At 69.0% G+C, this 18,659-nt stretch carries 15 protein-coding genes, 1 tRNA gene and 1 pseudogene; 12 read left to right on the top strand and 5 right to left on the bottom strand.

The features are described from left to right. Window positions 1-28: 28 nt before the first annotated feature. A complete protein-coding gene (locus tag ABZZ22_RS06990; protein ID WP_354928669.1) occupies window positions 29-478 on the bottom strand; it encodes a MarR family transcriptional regulator in 450 nt (149 codons plus the stop codon). 147 nt (window positions 479-625) lie between these two features. On the opposite strand from ABZZ22_RS06990, the gene ABZZ22_RS06995 reads away from it, so the two are divergent. From ABZZ22_RS06995 to ABZZ22_RS07040, 10 genes and pseudogenes are all read left to right on the top strand, one after another. Next, entirely contained in the window at window positions 626-2,260 is a 1,635-nt protein-coding gene (locus ABZZ22_RS06995) for an ABC transporter substrate-binding protein (RefSeq protein ID WP_354928409.1), read from the top strand. 2 nt (window positions 2,261-2,262) lie between these two features. Continuing rightward, the gene (locus tag ABZZ22_RS07000; RefSeq protein WP_354928412.1) at window positions 2,263-3,219 is read left to right on the top strand and encodes an ABC transporter permease; all 957 of its coding nucleotides are present in this window, start codon (window positions 2,263-2,265) and stop codon (window positions 3,217-3,219) included. Next, a complete protein-coding gene (locus ABZZ22_RS07005) occupies window positions 3,216-4,082 on the top strand; it encodes an ABC transporter permease (RefSeq protein ID WP_354928415.1) in 867 nt (288 codons plus the stop codon). Before ABZZ22_RS07000 ends, ABZZ22_RS07005 begins: the two co-directional genes overlap by 4 nt. 14 nt (window positions 4,083-4,096) lie before the next feature. Then, the gene (locus tag ABZZ22_RS07010; RefSeq protein WP_354928418.1) at window positions 4,097-5,824 is read left to right on the top strand and encodes an ABC transporter ATP-binding protein; all 1,728 of its coding nucleotides are present in this window, start codon (window positions 4,097-4,099) and stop codon (window positions 5,822-5,824) included. Then, entirely contained in the window at window positions 5,821-6,306 is a 486-nt protein-coding gene (locus ABZZ22_RS07015; protein ID WP_354928421.1) for a DUF3237 family protein, read from the top strand. Before ABZZ22_RS07010 ends, ABZZ22_RS07015 begins: the two co-directional genes overlap by 4 nt. A gap of 2 nt (window positions 6,307-6,308) precedes the next feature. After that, window positions 6,309-7,970 carry a CocE/NonD family hydrolase gene (locus ABZZ22_RS07020; RefSeq protein WP_354928424.1) on the top strand — a complete coding sequence of 554 codons (1,662 nt, stop codon included), beginning with the start codon at window positions 6,309-6,311 and terminating at the stop codon, window positions 7,968-7,970. 57 nt (window positions 7,971-8,027) lie between these two features. Continuing rightward, the gene (locus ABZZ22_RS07025; protein WP_354928427.1) at window positions 8,028-9,476 is read left to right on the top strand and encodes an amidase; all 1,449 of its coding nucleotides are present in this window, start codon (window positions 8,028-8,030) and stop codon (window positions 9,474-9,476) included. Continuing rightward, window positions 9,473-9,955, top strand: coding sequence for a DUF3237 family protein (locus tag ABZZ22_RS07030; RefSeq protein ID WP_354928430.1), 483 nt, complete (start codon window positions 9,473-9,475; stop codon window positions 9,953-9,955). The genes ABZZ22_RS07025 and ABZZ22_RS07030 overlap by 4 nt, the downstream gene beginning before the upstream one ends. 180 nt (window positions 9,956-10,135) lie before the next feature. Further along, window positions 10,136-10,258, top strand: coding sequence for a hypothetical protein (locus tag ABZZ22_RS07035; protein WP_354928433.1), 123 nt, complete (start codon window positions 10,136-10,138; stop codon window positions 10,256-10,258). An 18-nt stretch (window positions 10,259-10,276) separates the two neighbouring features. Then, window positions 10,277-10,405, top strand: a pseudogene (locus tag ABZZ22_RS07040) (DeoR/GlpR transcriptional regulator); the annotation flags it as partial. 211 nt (window positions 10,406-10,616) lie between these two features. On the opposite strand, the gene ABZZ22_RS07045 reads toward ABZZ22_RS07040, so the two are convergent. Both ABZZ22_RS07045 and dnaG read right to left on the bottom strand, forming a co-directional pair. After that, window positions 10,617-10,692, bottom strand: a tRNA-Asn gene (locus tag ABZZ22_RS07045). Between the two features lie 65 nt (window positions 10,693-10,757). Continuing rightward, window positions 10,758-12,656, bottom strand: a complete 1,899-nt coding sequence (dnaG, locus tag ABZZ22_RS07050; RefSeq protein WP_354928436.1) for a DNA primase — start codon at window positions 12,654-12,656, stop codon at window positions 10,758-10,760. Between the two features lie 48 nt (window positions 12,657-12,704). Here dnaG and ABZZ22_RS07055 point away from each other — a divergent pair, with 48 nt between their 5' ends. Continuing rightward, window positions 12,705-13,391 (top strand): class E sortase, encoded by a 687-nt coding sequence (locus tag ABZZ22_RS07055; RefSeq protein WP_354928439.1) that lies wholly within the window; start codon window positions 12,705-12,707, stop codon window positions 13,389-13,391. A gap of 7 nt (window positions 13,392-13,398) precedes the next feature. Here the strand turns inward: ABZZ22_RS07055 and ABZZ22_RS07060 are convergent, their stop codons facing one another. Beyond that, entirely contained in the window at window positions 13,399-14,190 is a 792-nt protein-coding gene (locus tag ABZZ22_RS07060) for a carbon-nitrogen hydrolase family protein (protein ID WP_354928442.1), read from the bottom strand. 91 nt (window positions 14,191-14,281) lie between these two features. Here ABZZ22_RS07060 and ABZZ22_RS07065 point away from each other — a divergent pair, with 91 nt between their 5' ends. Then, entirely contained in the window at window positions 14,282-17,647 is a 3,366-nt protein-coding gene (locus ABZZ22_RS07065) for a phosphodiester glycosidase family protein (RefSeq protein ID WP_354928445.1), read from the top strand. 3 nt (window positions 17,648-17,650) lie between these two features. Here the strand turns inward: ABZZ22_RS07065 and ABZZ22_RS07070 are convergent, their stop codons facing one another. Continuing rightward, window positions 17,651-18,583 (bottom strand): 2-hydroxyacid dehydrogenase, encoded by a 933-nt coding sequence (locus ABZZ22_RS07070; RefSeq protein ID WP_354928448.1) that lies wholly within the window; start codon window positions 18,581-18,583, stop codon window positions 17,651-17,653. Window positions 18,584-18,659 lie beyond the last annotated feature (76 nt).

Here is an 18,659-nt window from a genome sequence, read left to right on the forward strand (position 1 = left end):
CTAGAAGGAGACGTCGCTCAGCAACCGCTCAGATCCGTTGGAGCGCTGCGCGGCACTCATTCAGACTCTTGCGCAGTGCCTCGCGCTGCCGGGCCGTGAGGGCACCAGTCATCATTCGGTCCAGTTCTTCGACGTCTTTCCTTACGACGTCAAGGAGTTCCAGTCCACCGGGAGTCAGGCTGATCAGCAAGCGTTTGCGGTCTGCGGGGTCACGATCACGCCTGACGAGTCGCTTGTCGGTGAGCGTGCGGATCATGTCTGCCATCGACTGCGCGGTGACAAAGGAATGGCGGGCGAGCTGGGCCGCCGATGCCTCTCCGCCGTGCTCGAGGACGCTGAGCGCCGTGTACTGCATGGCCGTGACCCCATATGGCTTGAGCAGGTCGTCCAGATGCGCCCGGACGGCCAGCTCGACCTGTTTGACGGCATAGGTCAACAGCGGAGGCGTCGAGGCGCGTTCGGCGTCACCGTCAGTCATGGCCACCTTTCAAGGTTCTGGTCGTCTGCCCCAAGGTTAACAAGAAACCTGATAAACGCCATTGCCAGGATCCCTGTCAAAGACCTACGCTGACGCCTACCGAAGATGCGACGAACATCACACTCGCAGCGATGACATGGAGGAACCATGGCGCACTCGCCAAAGTGGCTCGCGAGCCTCGCCCTCGTGGCGGCGGTAGGGCTGACCGCATGCACTGGAGGCAGCGACGCATCGAAGAGTCCAGCTGCTTCCAGCAAGGTCGTGGAGACCACCCCTGCAGGCACGCAGAAGGTCGACTCCGTCGTGTGGGGGCTGCCCACCGGGGAGCCGACAACCATCGATCCGATGATCGCAGGTGGTGCCTCTGAGTCGACGGTGTCGGCGAACCTGTGCGAGAGCCTGCTGACCGTCCAGCCCGACTTCACCATCGAGCCGGGGCTGGCCACATCCGCGGAGTGGGCCACCCCGACCACCCTCGAGCTCGATCTACGCGAGGACGTCACCTTCTGGGACGGCACGCCGATGACAACCGAGGACGTGCTCTACAGCCTCAAGCGGACCGCCGACCCCAAAGGGCCGAGCTTCTACAGCGGTGCCTTCCGAGGCGTGAAGTCGATCGAGAAGACCGGGCCGAGCCAGGTGACCATCACCTTCTCGGCTCACGACGCGCAGTTCCGTAACGCGCTCGCCGGGCCAGTGGGTGCCATCGTCCAGGCCGCCTTCACACAGAAGGCGGGCCGGAGCTTCGGTACGTCCGGAGGTGACGTGATGTGCACCGGTCCCTATGAGTTCGTCAGCTGGAAGAGCGGCGACAGCATCAAGATCGCAGCCAACCCGGACTACTGGAACGGCGAGCCGAACGTCGACGCGATCGAGTTCCGGTTCGTCGGGGACACCGCGACCCTCACCACCGCCCTGCGCTCGGGGGAGATCGACGGGGCGTACGACCTCCCGATCTCCGCCGCCGTCGCCTTGAACAAAGCTGGGTCGGGCACGCTATACCGCGGCACCAGCACACAGTCGCTCAGCTTTGGGCCGACCAGCGAGCACGGGCCAGCGGCCGATCCCCGGGTGCGTGAGGCGCTCAGCTTGGCTATCGACCGCGAGGCGCTCATCTCCTCGGTCCTTCGTGGCATGGGAACCGTCCAGCGCACCTTCACGGCCCCGCTCGCCTGGCAGGGCGACGCCGCGGCGGCGATCTACCAGGAGGGATACGACGCGCTACCCGCCGGCAAGCCGGATCTGACGAAGGCGAAGGCGCTCGTCGAGGAGGCCGGCGCGGGCTCGAGAAAGCTCGTGATGGCGATCCCCGCCGGTGGCGGCACCGAGTCCCAGGCGGCGGTGGTCGTCCAGGCGGCGGCCAAGGAGGTCGGCCTCCAGATCGAGCTGAAGACGCTCCAGCCGACCGAGTTCTCCGAGCTCTTCTACAACCCGGCCAAGCGAGCCGAGATCGACTTCGTCTGCACGACGGGCTACCAGGAGGTGCCGGGTTCGCTCTACTACGCCCCGGAGTTCACCCAGCCGACGGGCCTCTTCAACTGGTCGCGCTACTCCGACCCCGAGGTATCGAAGCTCATCGACGACGCGCGGGCGTCGAGCGACCCCGAGGTCATCGCCACGAAGTTCACCGAGGCACAGGCCATCTTCGCGCCCGACAACCTGCAGGTCACCCTCGCCGGCATGGACTCGCTCCTCTACCTGGGTGACGGCTTGAGCGGTGCACCTGCCTCGATCGCCCATCTCAGCTCACCGTGGGCCCTCACCCTGGGCGGGACGAAGTAGCCGTGGCCGGTTGGTCGTTCTTCCTCCTGCGAAAGGCCGGGGTTCTTGTCAGCACCATGCTGGTCTCGAGCGTGGCGATCTTCCTGGCGCTCCACCTCGCCCCCGGCGACCCGGCGACGACCATCGCGGGCGGCACCAAGCCGAACGCGGAGAACCTCACCCGGATCCGGGCCGAGTACCACCTCGACGACCCCCTGTGGAGCCAGTACCTGCAGTGGCTCCACGGTGTCCTCACCGGCGACATGGGGACGTCGATGGTCTACCACACCGACGTCGGGACGCTGCTGACCGAGCGACTGCTCAGCACCGTCCTGCTCGTCGGGTACGGCGGCACGCTGATTCTGGTGTTCGGGATCGGTCTCGGCGTCCTGGCCGGCCTGCGGGGTGGTGTCACCCGCACGGTCGTCAGCATGCTCACCACCGTCGCGATGGGCGCGCCCACGTTCGTCGTGGCGATAGTCCTGATCGCAGTGTTCGCCACGACCGTCGGCTGGTTCCCGATCTACGGCACCGGCTCGGGTCTTCTCGACCGACTGCACCACCTCACGCTGCCCGCGATCGCCCTGAGCATGTCGTATGTCGCCTATGTCGCGACCGTGACGCGTGGGGCCGTCGACGAGGAGAAGTTCTCCGAGCACGTCGAGACGGCCGAGAGCCGCGGGATCCCGCCGGCGCTGGTCAACCGACGCCACGTCCTCCGCAACGCGATCGCGCCGATCCTGACTGTCTCGGGCCTGAGCATCGCCGGTCTCTTCGCCGGCACCGCGGTGGCCGAGCAGGCGTTCGGCGTCAACGGCATCGGATCTTTGCTCGTCGACGCGGCCGCACGCAAGGACCTGGCCGTGGTGCAGGTCATCTCCCTCTTCATGGTCGCCTCGTTCGTCGTCGTGAACACCGTGATCGATTCGGTCAACGCCCTCCTCGACCCGCGGATCGCCCTGGAAGGAGGCTCCGCATGACCATCGACCTCGCTCTCGGCCGACGCCGGATCATGTTTCGTCGACTGGCACGAACGAGTCCGGTCGTCCTGGTTGCGGCTGTCGTGATCGGGTTGGTGGTGCTGGCCGCCGTTCTCGCTCCGGTGCTCGCACCCCACGACCCCCACGCCGTCGACCTCCTCAACCCCTATGCCGGTCCTGGTGCCGACCACCTGCTCGGCACCGATGCGAGCGGTCGCGACCTGCTGAGCCGACTGCTGTACGGCGCCCGGCTCAGCCTCGCCGGTCCCACCGTCGTGATCATGCTGTCAATGACTGTCGGCACGGTCATCGCCTTGGTCGCCGCATGGTGTGGAGGGATGGTCGACGCCGTCATCTCCCGCTGCATCGAGATCCTCTTCGCCTTTCCCGGCCTGGTCCTCGCCGTGGTTTCGGTGGCGGTCTTCGGCGCCGGCTTCTGGGCCCCGGTGATGGCGCTGTCGATCGGCTACGTACCCCTGGTGGCTCGCGTCCTGCGCTCGGTCGCGCTGCGCGAGCGGAACCTGCCCTATGTCGCGGCACTACAGATCCAAGGCGTCACCCCGATCCGGATCGCGCTGCGCCATCTGCTGCCCAACCTGATGCCGATGATCATCGTCCAGGCAGGCATTGGCTTCGCCTACGCGATGCTCGACCTGGCCGCTGTGTCCTACCTCGGGCTCGGGCTCCAGCCGCCGACCTCCGACTGGGGCGTCATGGTCTCCGAGGGCCAGGCTTCGATCATCGAGGGCTTCCCACAACAGTCGCTCTTCGCCGCCCTCGTGGTGCTGGTGACGGTGGTTTCGATGAACGTGCTCTGCGGATGGTTCGCCGAGCGCTACGACGTGACGGGAGCACAGCTATGACCGAGACGGGGGCCATGACGGCACCAGAGATCCCGGAGGCACCCGAGACACCCACGCTGGAGGTCGACGCACTGCACGTGTCGGTCCCGACCGCGCGCGGCGTCCGGGAGATCATCGCGGACGTGAGCCTGACCGTCGGCGCCGGAGAGGCGCTCGGCCTGGTCGGTGAGAGCGGATCGGGGAAGTCGACCACGTTGCGCGCGGTTGTCGGTCTGTTGCCCCGACTGGCAACGCGCAGTGGCCTGGTCAAGGTGCTCGGCACCGACATCGGCGGCCTCGCGCCCGCGGAGCTGCGACGCTTCCGAGGCACTCGGATGGCCGTCGTGTTTCAGGATCCGCGAGCCCACATCAACCCGCTACGTACGGTGGGGGACTTTCTCGTCGAGAACCTCGTCGACGTGCAGCAGCGCACCCGCTCCGAGGCCGAGCGGACGGTGGCGGGGGTCCTGCGCGAGGTGGGGATCGGGGACGCCGAGCGGCGGATGCGCCAGAAGCCGTACGAGCTCTCTGGCGGCCTCCTCCAGCGGGTGATGATCGCGGCGGCGATCGCCACCGAGCCCTCGCTATTGCTGGCCGACGAGCCGACCACGGCTCTCGATGTCACCACTCAGCAAGAAGTGATGGCGATCCTCGACGAGCAGCGCAGAGCCCGTGGCCTCGCGATGCTCTTCATCAGTCACGACCTAGACCTGGCCGATGCCGTCTGTGACCGGATAGCGGTGATGAAGGACGGCCGCATCGTCGAGGTGCTCGGTGCCGACGGCCTGCGCCAGCGGGCGCAACACGACTACACGCGTACCCTCGTCGAGGCCCGCCCACGGCTGCAAACAGCCGTTTCGGCGCGTGCTTCGACTCCAGCTTCGGCGACGTCGGGCGATGGCGACGCCGATGTGCCGGTCCTGTCCGTCCGTGATCTGCGCAAAGTCTACCGGGTGCGTGCAGCCGACGGACGCGGCCATGAGGACCTGGTCGCGGTCGACGACGTGAGCTTCGACCTGCGACCCGGCGGTTCCCTGGCCATCGTCGGCGAGTCCGGCTCCGGTAAGTCCACCACCGCCCGGATGATCGTCGGACTGGCCCAACCCACAGCCGGCGAGATGGCGGTCGCGGGGCAACCCTGGCCGACCGGCCGACTGAGCTCGGCCGAACGTCGCCGTCGCGGTCGGCTGGTGCAGATGGTCTTCCAGGATCCGTACGCCTCCCTGGACCGTCGACAGACCGCCCGGGACTGCCTGCGCGAGGCCCTCGACGTCCAGGGCGTGCTGCCCAAGGCCGATCGCGACCGTCGTGTCGATGAGTTGCTCGCCCACGTCGGACTGACCGCCGAGCAGGGCAGGTCCCGACCGCGGGCCCTGTCCGGAGGCCAGCGGCAGCGAGTCGCGATCGCCCGCGCGCTCGCGGCTGACCCGGCCGTGCTGATCCTGGACGAGGCGGTGGCGGCGTTGGATGTGTCGGTGCAGGCGCAGGTGCTCGAGGTTCTCAACCGGATCCGGCGCGAGCTGAGCGTGGCGCTGCTCTTCATCTCGCACGACCTCCCGGTCGTGCAGCAGATCAGCGACGACGTCCTGGTCATGCACGGCGGTCGAGTCATCGAGAGCGGGTCGGTCGCCACCACTCTCGCGTCGCCGCAGATGGACTACACCCGCGAGCTCATCAGTGCGGTGCCACGCGAGGGCTGGGTCCCGCGGCGCCGGGGCAACCGGACCGACCCAGCTGCTCTCTCATCCGTGGAGGCCCCATGACAACCCATTCTCCTTCCTTCAAGACGCCCGAGCTCGACTTCGCGTTCGAGGCCCGTGTTGACATCGCCCCGTCCGAGCACGTCGGCCATGCCGGCGGCCCGGTGCTCGGCTTCACCCCGATCACCGGTGGCACCGTCCGCGGTCCGCGCCTCAACGGCGAGGTCGTGGACGGGGGCGGCGACTGGGCTGTCGATCGGCCCGGCGTCGCCGTCGATCTCGATGCCCGCTACCTGATCCGGGCCGACGACGGCGCGCTGATCGATGTCGTCAACCGCGGCTTCTGGGTAGCCTCGCCCGAGGTCGACGCCGCTGCCGAATCCGGAGAGCGGGTGGACCCGGCGCGCTACTACTTCCGCACCCAGCCCGTCTTCCGCACCGACGCACCCGAGCACACCTGGCTGACCCACACGGTCTTCGTCGGGATGGCCTACGACGACGCTGACCTCCGGCAGATCCGTATCGAGTTCTTCGAGGTGAGGTGACCATGTCCACGGCCTACGAACGCATCGGCCCTGCCCCGGTCGACGAGAGTGCGCTGCACCACCTGGTCCGTATGCGCGACGGAGCGCGACTGGCGACCGATGTCTACCTTTCAGGGAAGGAGCCCGCGGCCACTGTTCTGGTCCGGCTGCCGTACGACAAGGCCGGCGAGTACGCGTTCTTGCCGCTCGTCGCTCACTACTTCGTCCGGCACGGCTACCACGTCGTGACCCAGGACGTCCGCGGAAAGTTCCGCTCGGAGGGCGAGACCTTGCTCTTCGTCAACGAGGCCGCCGATGGCGCCGACACACTCGACTGGGTCATCGAGCAGCCGTGGTCCAACGGCATCGTCGGGATGTGGGGCGACTCCTACTACGGCTACACACAATGGGCCGCAGCGTCGACCAGCCATCCAGCTCTGCGAGCGCTCTGCCCCCGGGTGACCGGCACCCGACTCGGCGAGCTCCCCCACGACAGCGACGTCATGCCGGGCACGTGGACCCGTGAGGTCGAGATGGGCGTACACCGGCTCTATCCGTGCACCTTCTTCCACTCCAACGACGTCTACCTCTGGGAGCCCGACTGGACGCGGCGACCGCTGGTTGCCGAGGTCGAGGACTTCTTCACGACCGTCGGATCCCGTTCGATCTCGTTCGACCAGTGGTTCCCCGAGCAGGTGCGCCTGCGCCGGTTTCCCTTCGGGCACCCGTTCGAGGCTCGCCCACTGCCCGTTCTGCAGACCATCGGCTGGTGGGACAACTGTGCCCCCTGGCAGTGGAGCGACCACTGGAGACTTGCCGAACACCAGGCGTGGGCCCACAACGAGTACCTGCTGATCGACGCCATCGACCATGAGAACAACCACCTGCTTGATCCACGCGGAGGGCGGTCTGCCGATCAGGTCAGAGCTGGCCTCTCGGCGTACCTCGACCCGGCCATCGAGTTCTTCGACGTTTTCCTGCGTGACCTGCGTCCGGCGACGTCGATCCCGAAGGTCCGCTGGAACCTCGCCCATACCGAGGGCTTCCGTACGACGACGGAGTGGCCACCGGAGGGGGTGACGCCGGTGGCACTGCACCTGAGAGCGGACTTGTCGCTGGATCCTGAGGCGCCAGAGGCTGAACAGACGTTGGCCTGGATCCACGATCCTGACAACCTTGTCCCGTCCCCGGTCGAGGACGCGTTCGGCTTCCTGGCGGAGTATCCCGATGAACGCGCGGGGACCGAGCGCGAGGATGTCCTCGCCTTCGACGGCACGGCCGTCAACGCCGACACCGACCTCGTCGGTGGTGTCGGCTTGGTCGCCACGGTCGGTAGCGACGGGCCCCGAATGGACGTCTTCGTCCGCCTGCTCGACGTCGCTCCGGACGGTGCTGCCCACCTCGTGACGCGCGGGCAGGTACACGTGGTCGACTGCGCTGAGCCTCGCCGGGTCACGATCGACCTCGGCCAGGTCGGCTACCGGCTCCGGAGTGGGCACCGGTTGCGGGTCCAGGTGAGCAGCAGTGACTACCCCGAGTACATCCCGCAGCCAGGTACCGGCGAGCACCCGTGGCTCGCGGAGAAGGTCGTTCCCAATCACCAGACCCTGACCGTCGGCGGCACGGAGCCGGCCGTGCTCACCATTCACGTGCTCCCGGAACAGACCTCATGCCCGGCCGGATAGATGAACTTGTGATGACCCGACCGTCCCCATCACCGATCGCGTAGAGAGGCAACACCCATGATCGACGGCTCCAACCCTTCCCCCGAACCGACCCCGTGGTGGGCCCGTTCAGCCACCGAGCTGGCCGCGGCGATCAGCGCCGGCGAGGTGACCAGCCGTGCGGTGGTGGAGTCATTCCTCGGCCGAGTCGAGCGGATCAACCCGGTCGTCAACGCGGCGACGGTCGTGTTCCCCGAGCAAGCCCTGGACGAGGCTGACAAGGCCGACAAGATGCTCGCATCAGGTGGCGACGTCGGGCCGCTCCATGGCGTGCCCTTCTCCGTGAAGGAGAACATCGACCTGACCTGGTCACCCTCCACCTCGGGGGTCGCCGCCTTCCAGGGTCCTCCTCCCCCAGAGGACGACGTTCTGGTCACCCGGATGCGGGCCGTCGGGGCGATCCCGATCATCCGCACCAACATGCCCGACCTCGGCATGCGTTGGCACACCGACAACGCCCTGTTCGGCGAGACGTTGAACCCGTGGGACCCCTCCCGCTCCTGCGGCGGCTCGTCTGGAGGAGAGGCCGTGGCCATCGCGACTGGTATGAGTCCCGTCGGACTCGGCAACGACTACGGCGGCTCGCTGCGTCTTCCAGCCTTCGCCGCCGGGATCTGCGCTCTGCGCCCGACCTTGGGACGCGTCCCCCTCTATCGGCCCGGTCCGACACCACCGATTCCGCTCACCGGTCAGCTCTTTGCCGTCCAGGGCCCGATGGGACGTACGGTCGATGATGTCGCCACAGCGTTCGGCGTCATCCAGGGCCCGGACCTCGATGACCCGTGGACCTCGCCTGTGCCATGGAGCGACGCGTACGCAGGGCCTCGGCGCGTCGCTGTAGTGACCAATCCTGCCGACGGCGGCATCGATCCTGACATCGCTGCTGTCGTGCGCCGCGCCGCGGGCGTACTGGCTACAGCCGGCTGGGACGTCGAAGAAGTCGAGCCTCCCCGGATCGCCGATGCGGCGTTGTTCTGGCGACAGATGTCGACCTCGGAGCTCGAGTCGGACCTGTTCAACCCCGACGGGCCGATCTTCGGTCTGCTGTCCGAAGGTGCGCGCCGGTACATGTCCGACAACATCGCGGCCACCGAGACCGTCGACCTTCTTGGGTTCAACCACGCGATCGCGCAGCGGCTGGCGATCGGCGCAGCCTGGCGCCGGTTCCAGGCACGCTACCCGGTGGTGCTCGGCCCCGTGTCGACACAGCAGATGTTCGGCAAGGAGTTCGACCTCACCGGACCGGAGGCAACCACCGAGCAATGGCACGCGCACCGACTTCTGGTCACCGTGAACCTGCTCGGCCTACCGTCCCTCGCGATACCACTGGGCGTCTCAGCAGCGGGCCTACCCGAAGGCGTACAGCTCATCGGACCTGCTTTCGGTGAGGCTGCTTGTCTGGCAGCGGGCCGCGATATCGAGGCTGCGGTTGGCAGGGGCTCGCTAGCTGAGCCGGCGGGCGCATGAGCAGCCCGGTGATGGAGCACGCCCCTGATCTCCGCGCCGCCTTCGCCGCTGAGGTTCAAGTGCGGCTGCCGTACGTCGTGGGCGACACCGGCGCCGGCGTCCGCCGGGTCTTCCCCATCGTGGGCGGACGTGTCTTCGGCCCACGCCTCACCGGCACCGTGCTGCCCGTCGGGGCCGACTGGAGCCTGGTCAGGCCCGACGGGATCACCGAGGTTCAGGCACGCTACGCCTTCCTCACCGATGACGGACACGTCGTGGACATCCTCAACGTCGGCCTGATGCACGGTCTGTCCCCTCGAGACCCCGAGCCGGGCGACCCCGAGCCGGACCTGTGGTGCCGTACGTCTCCGAAGTTCGAGGCGCCGGCGCCATTGCGTTGGCTCAACGACGAGGTCTTCGTCGGCACCTACGCTCCAGGCACGGATCCGGCTCAGCAGGGCGATTTCACCGTGCGCCTGGAATTCTTCACGGTCGACTGACGGTTCACCCCCGGGACGCTTCCCGATGCAGGATTGGCGCGCGCGCACTTGGTGCTCGTCGTCTGCGATCTACCCTTCGGCCGAATCGCTCAGATGCGATCGCAGGGCCGCTCCGCTCGGCGGTCTGGCCGAGCGAGGCAAGGTCGTATCACGACTGTTCAGCCGACGGCGGGAATCGAGATGATCGCGCTCGAAGGGACCTATTATCCGGCCTACCAGGCGTTTCTCGGACTGGCCACCCAGGAGTTCATCCACTCCTTCCGTGCCGACCTGCTCTTCATGTCCACCACGGCGATCACATAAGGACGCTGCTACCACCAGGCAGAGGACACGATCATGGTCGAGCGCGCCATGATGGCCACCTCGACGCGGCGGATCCTGCTCGCGGACCACATCAAGTTCTCCACCCATGGCTTCTACTCGTTGGCGCCGATCACCGACTTCGACATCGTCTTCGTCGACGCGGGGGTCCCGCCACGGAGCTACGGCGACTGCGCGACCTGGGCGTCACCGTCAGGGTCGTTCGTCCCTGACGCGGACCACCCGCGGTTCCGACCCATCCCTAACCCCAGAATCGGGCGAACTCCGGGAGAGACGGCCTTGGATCGAAATGGACGAGAGCCGCTGACCCTGGTGTTTGCCTGGTCAGCGGCTCTTTCACTGGCTCCCCGAGTTGGACTCGAACCAACAACCCTCCGGTTAACAGCCGAATGCTCTGCCAATTGAGCTATCGGGGAATGCTCCTTGCGGCGCGGGTGAAACCTTAGCAACCCCGCGGCGGCGATCGGAAATCGGCAGGCCGTCACTCGGCGACGAGGTTGCGGAGGCCGCGGCGGTGCTGCTCGAGGGCGGCGAGCTGGGCGAAAAGACGGTTGTAGGCCTCGGGATCGGCGGCGCCGTCGGAGCGCTGCAGGCGGCTCTTCACCTCTGCGATGCGGCGCTGGTCGAGGAGCTCGAGGAGGCGTACGACATACTGCAGGACGTACGCCGCGTCCGGCTCCTTCGCGGACGGGATCGGTTCGACGGCGAGCTCGGCGAGGATGCGGCTGACCAGCGGGTCCGAGGCAGCGGCGCCGAGCTTCTGGGCCCAGTTCGCGTCGCCGGTGCCGGCGCCGGGGCCGCCCAGGCCGGCGATGATCTCCCACAGCGCCCGGTAGATGGGGTGGGTGAAGGCCTCGGGGGTGATCTCGCCGGTGGTGCGGCCCAGGGCGACCGGGTGCTGCACGAAGAGCTTCAGGGTCTCGCGCTCGACGGTGAACCGCGGCTCGCGCGGATGCGGCATGGGTGGGCGTCGCGGCGCGGCGGGAGCCTCGGCAGAGCCTGCCTGGGCGGTCTGCGCGGCCTCGCGCCGAGACGGAGCGGCCTGGGGCGCGGGCCGGCCGGCGGCCCGGCGTACCTCTCTGGCCGCCTCGTCTGGGTCCACACCGAGGAAGCGAGCGAGGTCTCGGGTGAAGCCCATCTTCTTGGACTCGTCACGCACGGAGGCCACCAAGGGTGCAGCCTCACGAAGCGCGTCGACCCGCCCGTCGGCACGGTCGAGGTCGTACTTCGAGGCGATGTTGCGCAGCACGAACTCGTAGAGCGGCACCCGGTTGGCGAGCAGCTCCCGGACTGCCTCGTCGCCCTTCTTGATCCGCAGGTCGTTGGGATCGAGGCCGTCGGGCTCGACGGCGACGTAGGTCTGCGAGGTGAAGTTGCCGTCGCCCTTGAACGCCTTCAGCGCCGCAGTCTGGCCGGCGGCGTCGCCGTCGAAGGTGAAGACGACCGCGCCGCGCAGCTGCTGGTCGTCGGAGATGAACCGGCGCAGGACCTTGGCGTGATCGTCGCCGAAGGCGGTGCCGCAGGTGGCGACCGCGGTGGTGATGCCGGCCAGGTGGCAGGCCATCACGTCGGTGTAGCCCTCCACGATCACCGCCTCGCGGGTGCGGGCCATCTCCTTGCGGGCCAGGTCGATGCCGTAGAGGACGTGGCTCTTCTTGTAGAGCGGAGTCTCGGAGGTGTTGAGGTATTTCGCCTCGATCCGGTCGTCGTCGAAGAGGCGGCGCGCGCCGAAGCCGATGACGTCGCCGCCCGACTCCCGGATCGGCCACATCAGCCGCCCGCGGAACCGGTCGTAGTGCGACCGTCCGTGCGCCACCAGCCCGCCGGTGACGACCTCCTCGTCCGAGAACCCGCGCGCTCGCAGGTGGCGGTAGAGGTCCTCTCCCCCGCGCGGCGAGAAGCCGACCCCGAAGTGCAGCGCCGCGTCGCGGTCGAAGCCCTTCTCGGCGAGGAACTGCCGCGCGACCACCGCGTCCGGGGTCAGCAGCTGCTCGGCGTAGAACTCCGCGGCGACCTTGTGGGCCTCGACCAGCTTGCCGCGACTCGGGCCCCGCTTCACCGGCGCCTCGTCGCCCTCCTCGCGCTGGATCTGGACCCCGATCTTGTCGCCGAGCCGCTCGACCGCCTCGAAGAAGCTCAGCCCCTCGAGCTTCATCACGAAGTCGATGACGTCGCCGCCCTCGCCGCAGCCGAAGCACTTGTAGAACCCCCGCGAGGGGTTCACGTTGAACGACGGCGTCTTCTCGTCGTGGAACGGGCACAGGCCCTTGTAGGTCCCCGGTCCCGCACGGCGCAGCGTGACCTGCTGGGAGATGATGTCGTCCAGGCGTGCCTTCTCACGCACCTCTTGGATGCTCGTCTCCTTGATCCGGCCCGCCACAACGTCTGATCCTACGTGGCAGCGGATCCGGCTGAGATGCTTGACCTGATGTCCGCCACCACACTGACCCGACCGAAGGCCCGATCGCCGGCCCGGCGGGTGATCTTCTGGCTCGGCCTGGTGATGGTTCTGGCCGGTGCGGGCATCCTCGGGTACGTCGCCTGGGAGCTCCACGGCACCACGATCCTGAGCAAGCAGCGCCAGCAGGAAGCGACCTCGAAGATCGAGAGCGCCTGGGACTCGGGGCAGACCGAGGTGACCACCGACTTCGGGTCGGCCGAGGCCCTCATCGAGATCCCGCGCTTCGGCAAGGACTACCGGGTCCCCGTGATGAAAGGGATCTCGGACCGGGCCCTGGGCTCCGGGTTCGGCCACTTCTCCGGCACCGCCAAGCCGGGCGAGGTCGGCAACTTCGCGCTCGCCGGCCACCGGATCACCCACGGCGAGCCGCTCCGCGACCTCCCGAGGCTCCGCGAAGGCGACGAGATCCGAGTCCTGACCATGGCGAAGACCTACGTCTACGAGCTCACCACCGACGGCGACGACCTGGTCGTCCCCTTCACCTCGATCTGGGTCACCGACCCGCTGCCCGACAATCCGGAGAAGGGCGGAGTCGAGCCCGAGCAGGTCGAGGGCCAGCGTCTGATCACCCTGACGACCTGCTCCGAGCTCTTCCACACCGACAACCGGATGATCGCCTTCGGAAAACTGGTCTCCGAGGAGCCGACGCCCTGAGGCTCGGTCAGAGGCGCAACGTACGCCGCGGGCCGAGGTCCGCTCGGTGGTCGGCCCACATCCGCTGCTCGTCGCGGACCCTGGCGACCTCGGCCGGGTCGATGGTGGCGACGACCATGCCCGGGGTGGCGTCGTCGAGCCGCTCCACCGGCCGGCCGAGCGGGTCGTAGACCGCTGAGCCGCCGATCAGGCCGAGCGGTCCGCCGACGAGGCCGGCGAACGCGACGTACATCGAGTTGTCCAGCGCCCGGGCGGCGTAGTGCAGATCCCGGCGGTGGCCACCGCCGGGGAAGTAGGCGCCGCTGTTGACGTAGAGGGTCGCGCCGTCGGCGGCCGCCGCGGCGGCGTGCTCGGGGAAGTTGGCGTCGTAGCAGACCGACAGCGCCACCCGGACGCCGTCGATCTCGATCGTAATGCCGTGGTCACCGGGCTCGAAACGCTCCCGCTCGGGCGGGTAGAGATGCTGTTTGTCGTACGCCGCGACCGGCTCCTCCCCCGGCGCGATGACCAGACTGGTGATCGCACGTCGTCCAGCATCGACGAGGGGCGAGTTGAGCACGAGCACCGCTCCGGTCTCGTCCGCCGCGGCCTGCACCGGGGCGAGCCAGACGGTGTCGGCCAGCGTCGGCAGCGGGCCGTCGAAGGCGTCGAGGTCCCACGAGGTCGTGAACGTCTCCGGCAGCACGACCAGCCGGGCGCCCCTCGCCGCGGCCTCGCGGACGCGACTCGCCGCCGTAGCGACATTGATCCCCACCTCGCCGGGCACCGCAGACTCCTGAACCACCGCTATCCGAAGCACGCACGTGACCGTATCGTCCGTTCACGGATCCGCCACGCACGTTTCCGCTAATTCGCTTCCCGGGATCTCTCAGGGTCGCCACAGTGAGAGCGTGCGCCCCCTCGCCCCCACGCTCGCCCTCAGCCTTGCCCTCCTCATCACCGCCGGTCCGTCGGCCGCCGACGTACCCGCACCGCCACCGACCGCGGTGACGCTCGCCCCTGGCGGGATCCCACCGAGCCAGCAGGAGTCGAACGGCTACGACTTCGCCGCAGGAGGTGAGGCGCTCTCGACCGTCGCGACGCAGAAGGTCGCGCCAGGCCTGAAGCTGACCAACTTCCAACGGCTCGAGGGCACTGGCTGGAACCGCGGCAACGTCCTCACCGCTGATCTGTCCGAGCCGACGCTGTCGATGGACGTACGCAACACCGGCAAGGTCGCCGGGATCGGCACCCTGTCGAGCCAGATGGCCGGGACCGGGGCGGTGGCCGGAGTCAATGCCGGCTTCTACGACATGAACGCCTCCGGCGCGCCGGTCGGTCTGGCCAAGAGCCGCGACGGACTGCAGAACGCACGGTTCGGGTCCGACCCGGCCCTGTCGATGGCCGGCGCGCAGGCGGCGATCGGCGAGCTGACCTCGGGCGGGACCGTCACGGTCGACGGCGCTAAGCACGACCTGGCCGGGTTCAACACCCCGTCGTTGCCCACCGGCGGCATCGGTGTCTACACCCAGGCGTGGGGCGACTACACCCTTGACCGGCCGGTCGGCGGTCCCGGCAGCATCTCCCCCGAGGTCGCCCGCGCGAACCTCGTCGACGGCGTCGTCACCGCGGTCGACGACGCGGCCGGCGCCCCTGCCGTCCCCGACGGCGGGCAGGTCCTGCTGGGCCGGGAGGCAGGAGCCCGGGTCGTACGCGGCCTGGAGGTCGGCGACCGAGTCGATGTCGCCGTCGGGCTGGCCGAGGAGGCCGACTGGGCGGTCAGCGGCAACGTCCAGCTCGTGGTCGACGGCAAGGTCGGCCCCGGCATCGGCGACGACGGCGTCCACTCGCGTACGGCCGTCGGGATCAACCGCGACGGCACGAAGCTGATCGCGCTCGCCCTCGACGGCCAGACCGGCGCGAGCCGCGGGATGACGCGTGCGGAGCTCGCCAGGTTCATGCTCAGCCTCGGTGCCTACCAGGCGCTGAACCTGGACGGCGGCGGCTCGACCACGATGGCCGCACGGGTCGCGGGCGACGTGAGCCCGAGGATCGTCGACACCCCGTCCGACGGCAGCGAGCGCGAGGTGTCCAACTCGCTGCTGTTCTTCTCCTCCGCCGAGCCGACCGGTGTGGCGACCGGGGCGCAGGTCCGCCCGGCCACCAACCGGGCCGGTGCCTACCGGGTGCTTCAGGGGCAGCGGCGTACGGTGTTCGGCTCGGGGCTCGACGCGGCCTACGCGGCCGTCGAGCAGCCCGGCCGGTTCCGCACCCAGGATCCCGACGTACGGATCGTCGACGCCGGAGAGGACAGGGCGTCGGCCCTCGGGCGGCGTACGGGCTCGGCCGATGTCGTCTACACCACCGGCCGCCACCGCGCCACGATGCCGCTGACCGTCCTCGGCCCGCTCGACCGGCTCGCGGTCGACAAGTCACAGCTGGCCATCGAGCAGGCCGGCGAGACCGCGTCGATCCAGATCACCGGCTACGACCCGGACGGCCGTCCCGCTCCGATCGAGCCCACCGAGGTCATCGTGGACGCCGACCCCTGCGTCGAGGTGACCCGCGACGGCGCCAACGGCTTCCTCGTACGACCCACGATGGAGGCCGGCGCGGCGGTGATCGACTTCGCCGTCGGCGGCCACCACGTGACCTCGACGGTGCTGGTCGGCAGCGAGCAGCACACCCTGGCCGACTTCGCCGACGGCGCCACCTGGAAGGTCGAGACCGCGCGGGCGACGGCGACCATCGAGCCCGTCAGCGGTGGCGGACAGGACGGCGGCGACGCGCTGCGGCTGCGCCACGACTTCACCACCAGCACCGGGACCCGTGGCGTCTACGCCGTGCCGCCTGCCGGCCTCGCCGTGCCGGGCCGGCCGTTGAGCCTGTCGCTGTGGGTCGAGGGCGACGCCAGCGGGATCTGGCCACGGATCCAGATCCGCTCGGGCGACGGCACCGTCAGCAACCTCGACGGCGACCTGGTCACCTGGGAGGGATGGCAGCAGGTGACGTATCCGATCCCGCCGGGCACCGCGATGCCGATCCGGGTGGACAAGATCCGGTTCCTGGAGACCCGGCCGGACGTCTCCTACCGCGGCGACCTGACGATCAGCGACCTGGTCGCCAACGTCGCACCGGACGCTCCGCCGACACAGACCGAGCCGGTCCACGACCCGGTGATCCTCACCGAGGGCACCGTCGACGAGCGACCCCAGCGGATCGCGGTGATGTCCGACGGTCAGTTCGTGGCCCGCAACCCCGACAGCGACCTGGTGCGCCACGTCCGCGGGACGCTCCGCGAGATCGTCGCCGCCCGCCCCGACCACCTGATCATCGACGGTGACCTGGTCGACGAGGCCTCCCCGGCCGACATCGCGCTGGCCAAACGGATCCTGGACGAGGAGGTCGGCGACCAGGTCCCCTACACCTACGTCCCCGGCAACCACGAGGTCATGGGTGGTCCGATCTCGAACTTCAAGGACGTCTTCGGTCCCACGCACACCGCGTTCCGGATCGGGGCGACGCAGCTCATCACCCTCAACAGCTCCTCCGGCACACTGCACGGCAACGACGACGGCAAGACCCAGCTGACCGAGCTGGAGGCACAGCTCACCGCGGCGGCCGCCGACCCGGCCGTGACCGGCGTCGTGGTCGCCATGCACCACCCCATCGACGACCCGCTGCCCGACAAGGCCAGCCAGCTGATCGACCGGATCGAGGCCAGGCAGCTCGAGGACCGGCTGGGCAGGTTCCGTACGTCGTCGGGCAAGTCGGTCGCCGTCATCAACGGTCACGTCGGCGTCTTCCACGGCTCCTCGGCGCAGGGCATCTCGATGCTCGTCAACGGCAACTCCGGGAAGAACCCGGCCGGCAACACGGCCGGCGGTGGCTTCCGAGGCTGGACGATGGTCGGCATCGACCCCTCGGCCGGCGTCGTCGGCAGCGACCCGCGCCCCGGGGCGAGGCTGAGCTGGCTGCGCGCCGAGACGCGCCCGGCGGTCGACACCGTCTCGATCGGCGCCCCGGAGACCCTGGCCGCCGGGTCGTCGGTGGCGCTGGAGTCCACCTTCGGCCAGGGTGTCGCGACCGTCCCGGTCGCCTGGCCGGTCACCGCCGACTGGGGTGGGGACGGGGTCGCCATCGGCGAGCAGGGCCGCGGCGTCGTACGCCTCGACCCGGTCACCCGAAGGCTCACCGCGCTCCGGCCGGGGACGGCCACCCTCACGCTCGTCGTCAACGGCGTGAAGGCCGAGTCGACGATCAGCGTCACCCGGTAGCGGTCAGTAGTCACCCGACATCACGTTCGCCAGCGGCTCGCCGGCGGCGAAGCGCTCGAGCTGCTCGCGGACGACCCGGTAGGCGCGCGGCCACATCGCGCTCGACGCGCCGCCGACGTGCGGGGTGATGAGCAGGTTGGGTGAGCTCCACAGCGGGCTCTGCGCCGGGAGCGGCTCGCTCTCGGCGACGTCGATGGCCGCGTGGATCCGCTCGGTGGCCAGCTCGGCGACCAGGTCGGAGGTGACGACCACCCCGCCGCGGGCGACGTTGACCAGCAGTGCGCCGTCCTTCATCCGGCCGAGGAACTCGCGGTCGACCAGACCACGGGTCTCGTCGGTCAGCGGCGTGACCAGCACGATCACGTCGGCCTCGGGCACCAGCGCGGCGAGCTCGTCGAAGCCGTGGACGTCCTCCCGAGCGGTCCGGGCCACCTTGACCACCTCGGTCTCGAACGGAAGCAGCCGAGCCTCGATGGCCTGGCCGATCGCGCCGTAGCCCACGATCAGGACGCGCTTGTCGGCCAGCGACGGAAACCAGCCCGGTCGCCACGCATGCTCGTCCTGATGACGTACGTGGCCAGGGATGCCCCGCAGCGACGACAGGATCAGCGTGAGGGCGAGCTCGGCGGTCGAGGTGTCGTGGATGCCGCGGCCGTTGCACAGCGTCACCCCCTCGGGGATGTGCCCGCGGGCGGCGTCGACGCCCGCGGTGAGCAGCTGCACGACCTGGAGCGAGGTCATCTGGTCGACGACGTCGAAGATGCGCGAGCCGAGCATGTAGGGCGGCAGGTAGAAGGCCACCTCGCCGACCGAGTCCGGCACCTCCACCTCAGCATTCGCGAAGCGGGTGTGGTCGAAGAGCTCGAAGCGGAGGCCCGCGGGCACCTCGCCCAGCTCGGACGGGTCGAAGGGCAGCCAGACGAGGGGATCGCTCACACGCGGAGAACATACCCGCCCAGGGGTGCCATCGGTCACATCCGCCGATTAAGGTATCCGTTATGGAACCGCTGAC

Source organism: Nocardioides sp. NPDC006273 (assembly GCF_040613495.1).
Classification (GTDB): Bacteria; Actinomycetota; Actinomycetes; order Propionibacteriales; family Nocardioidaceae; genus Nocardioides.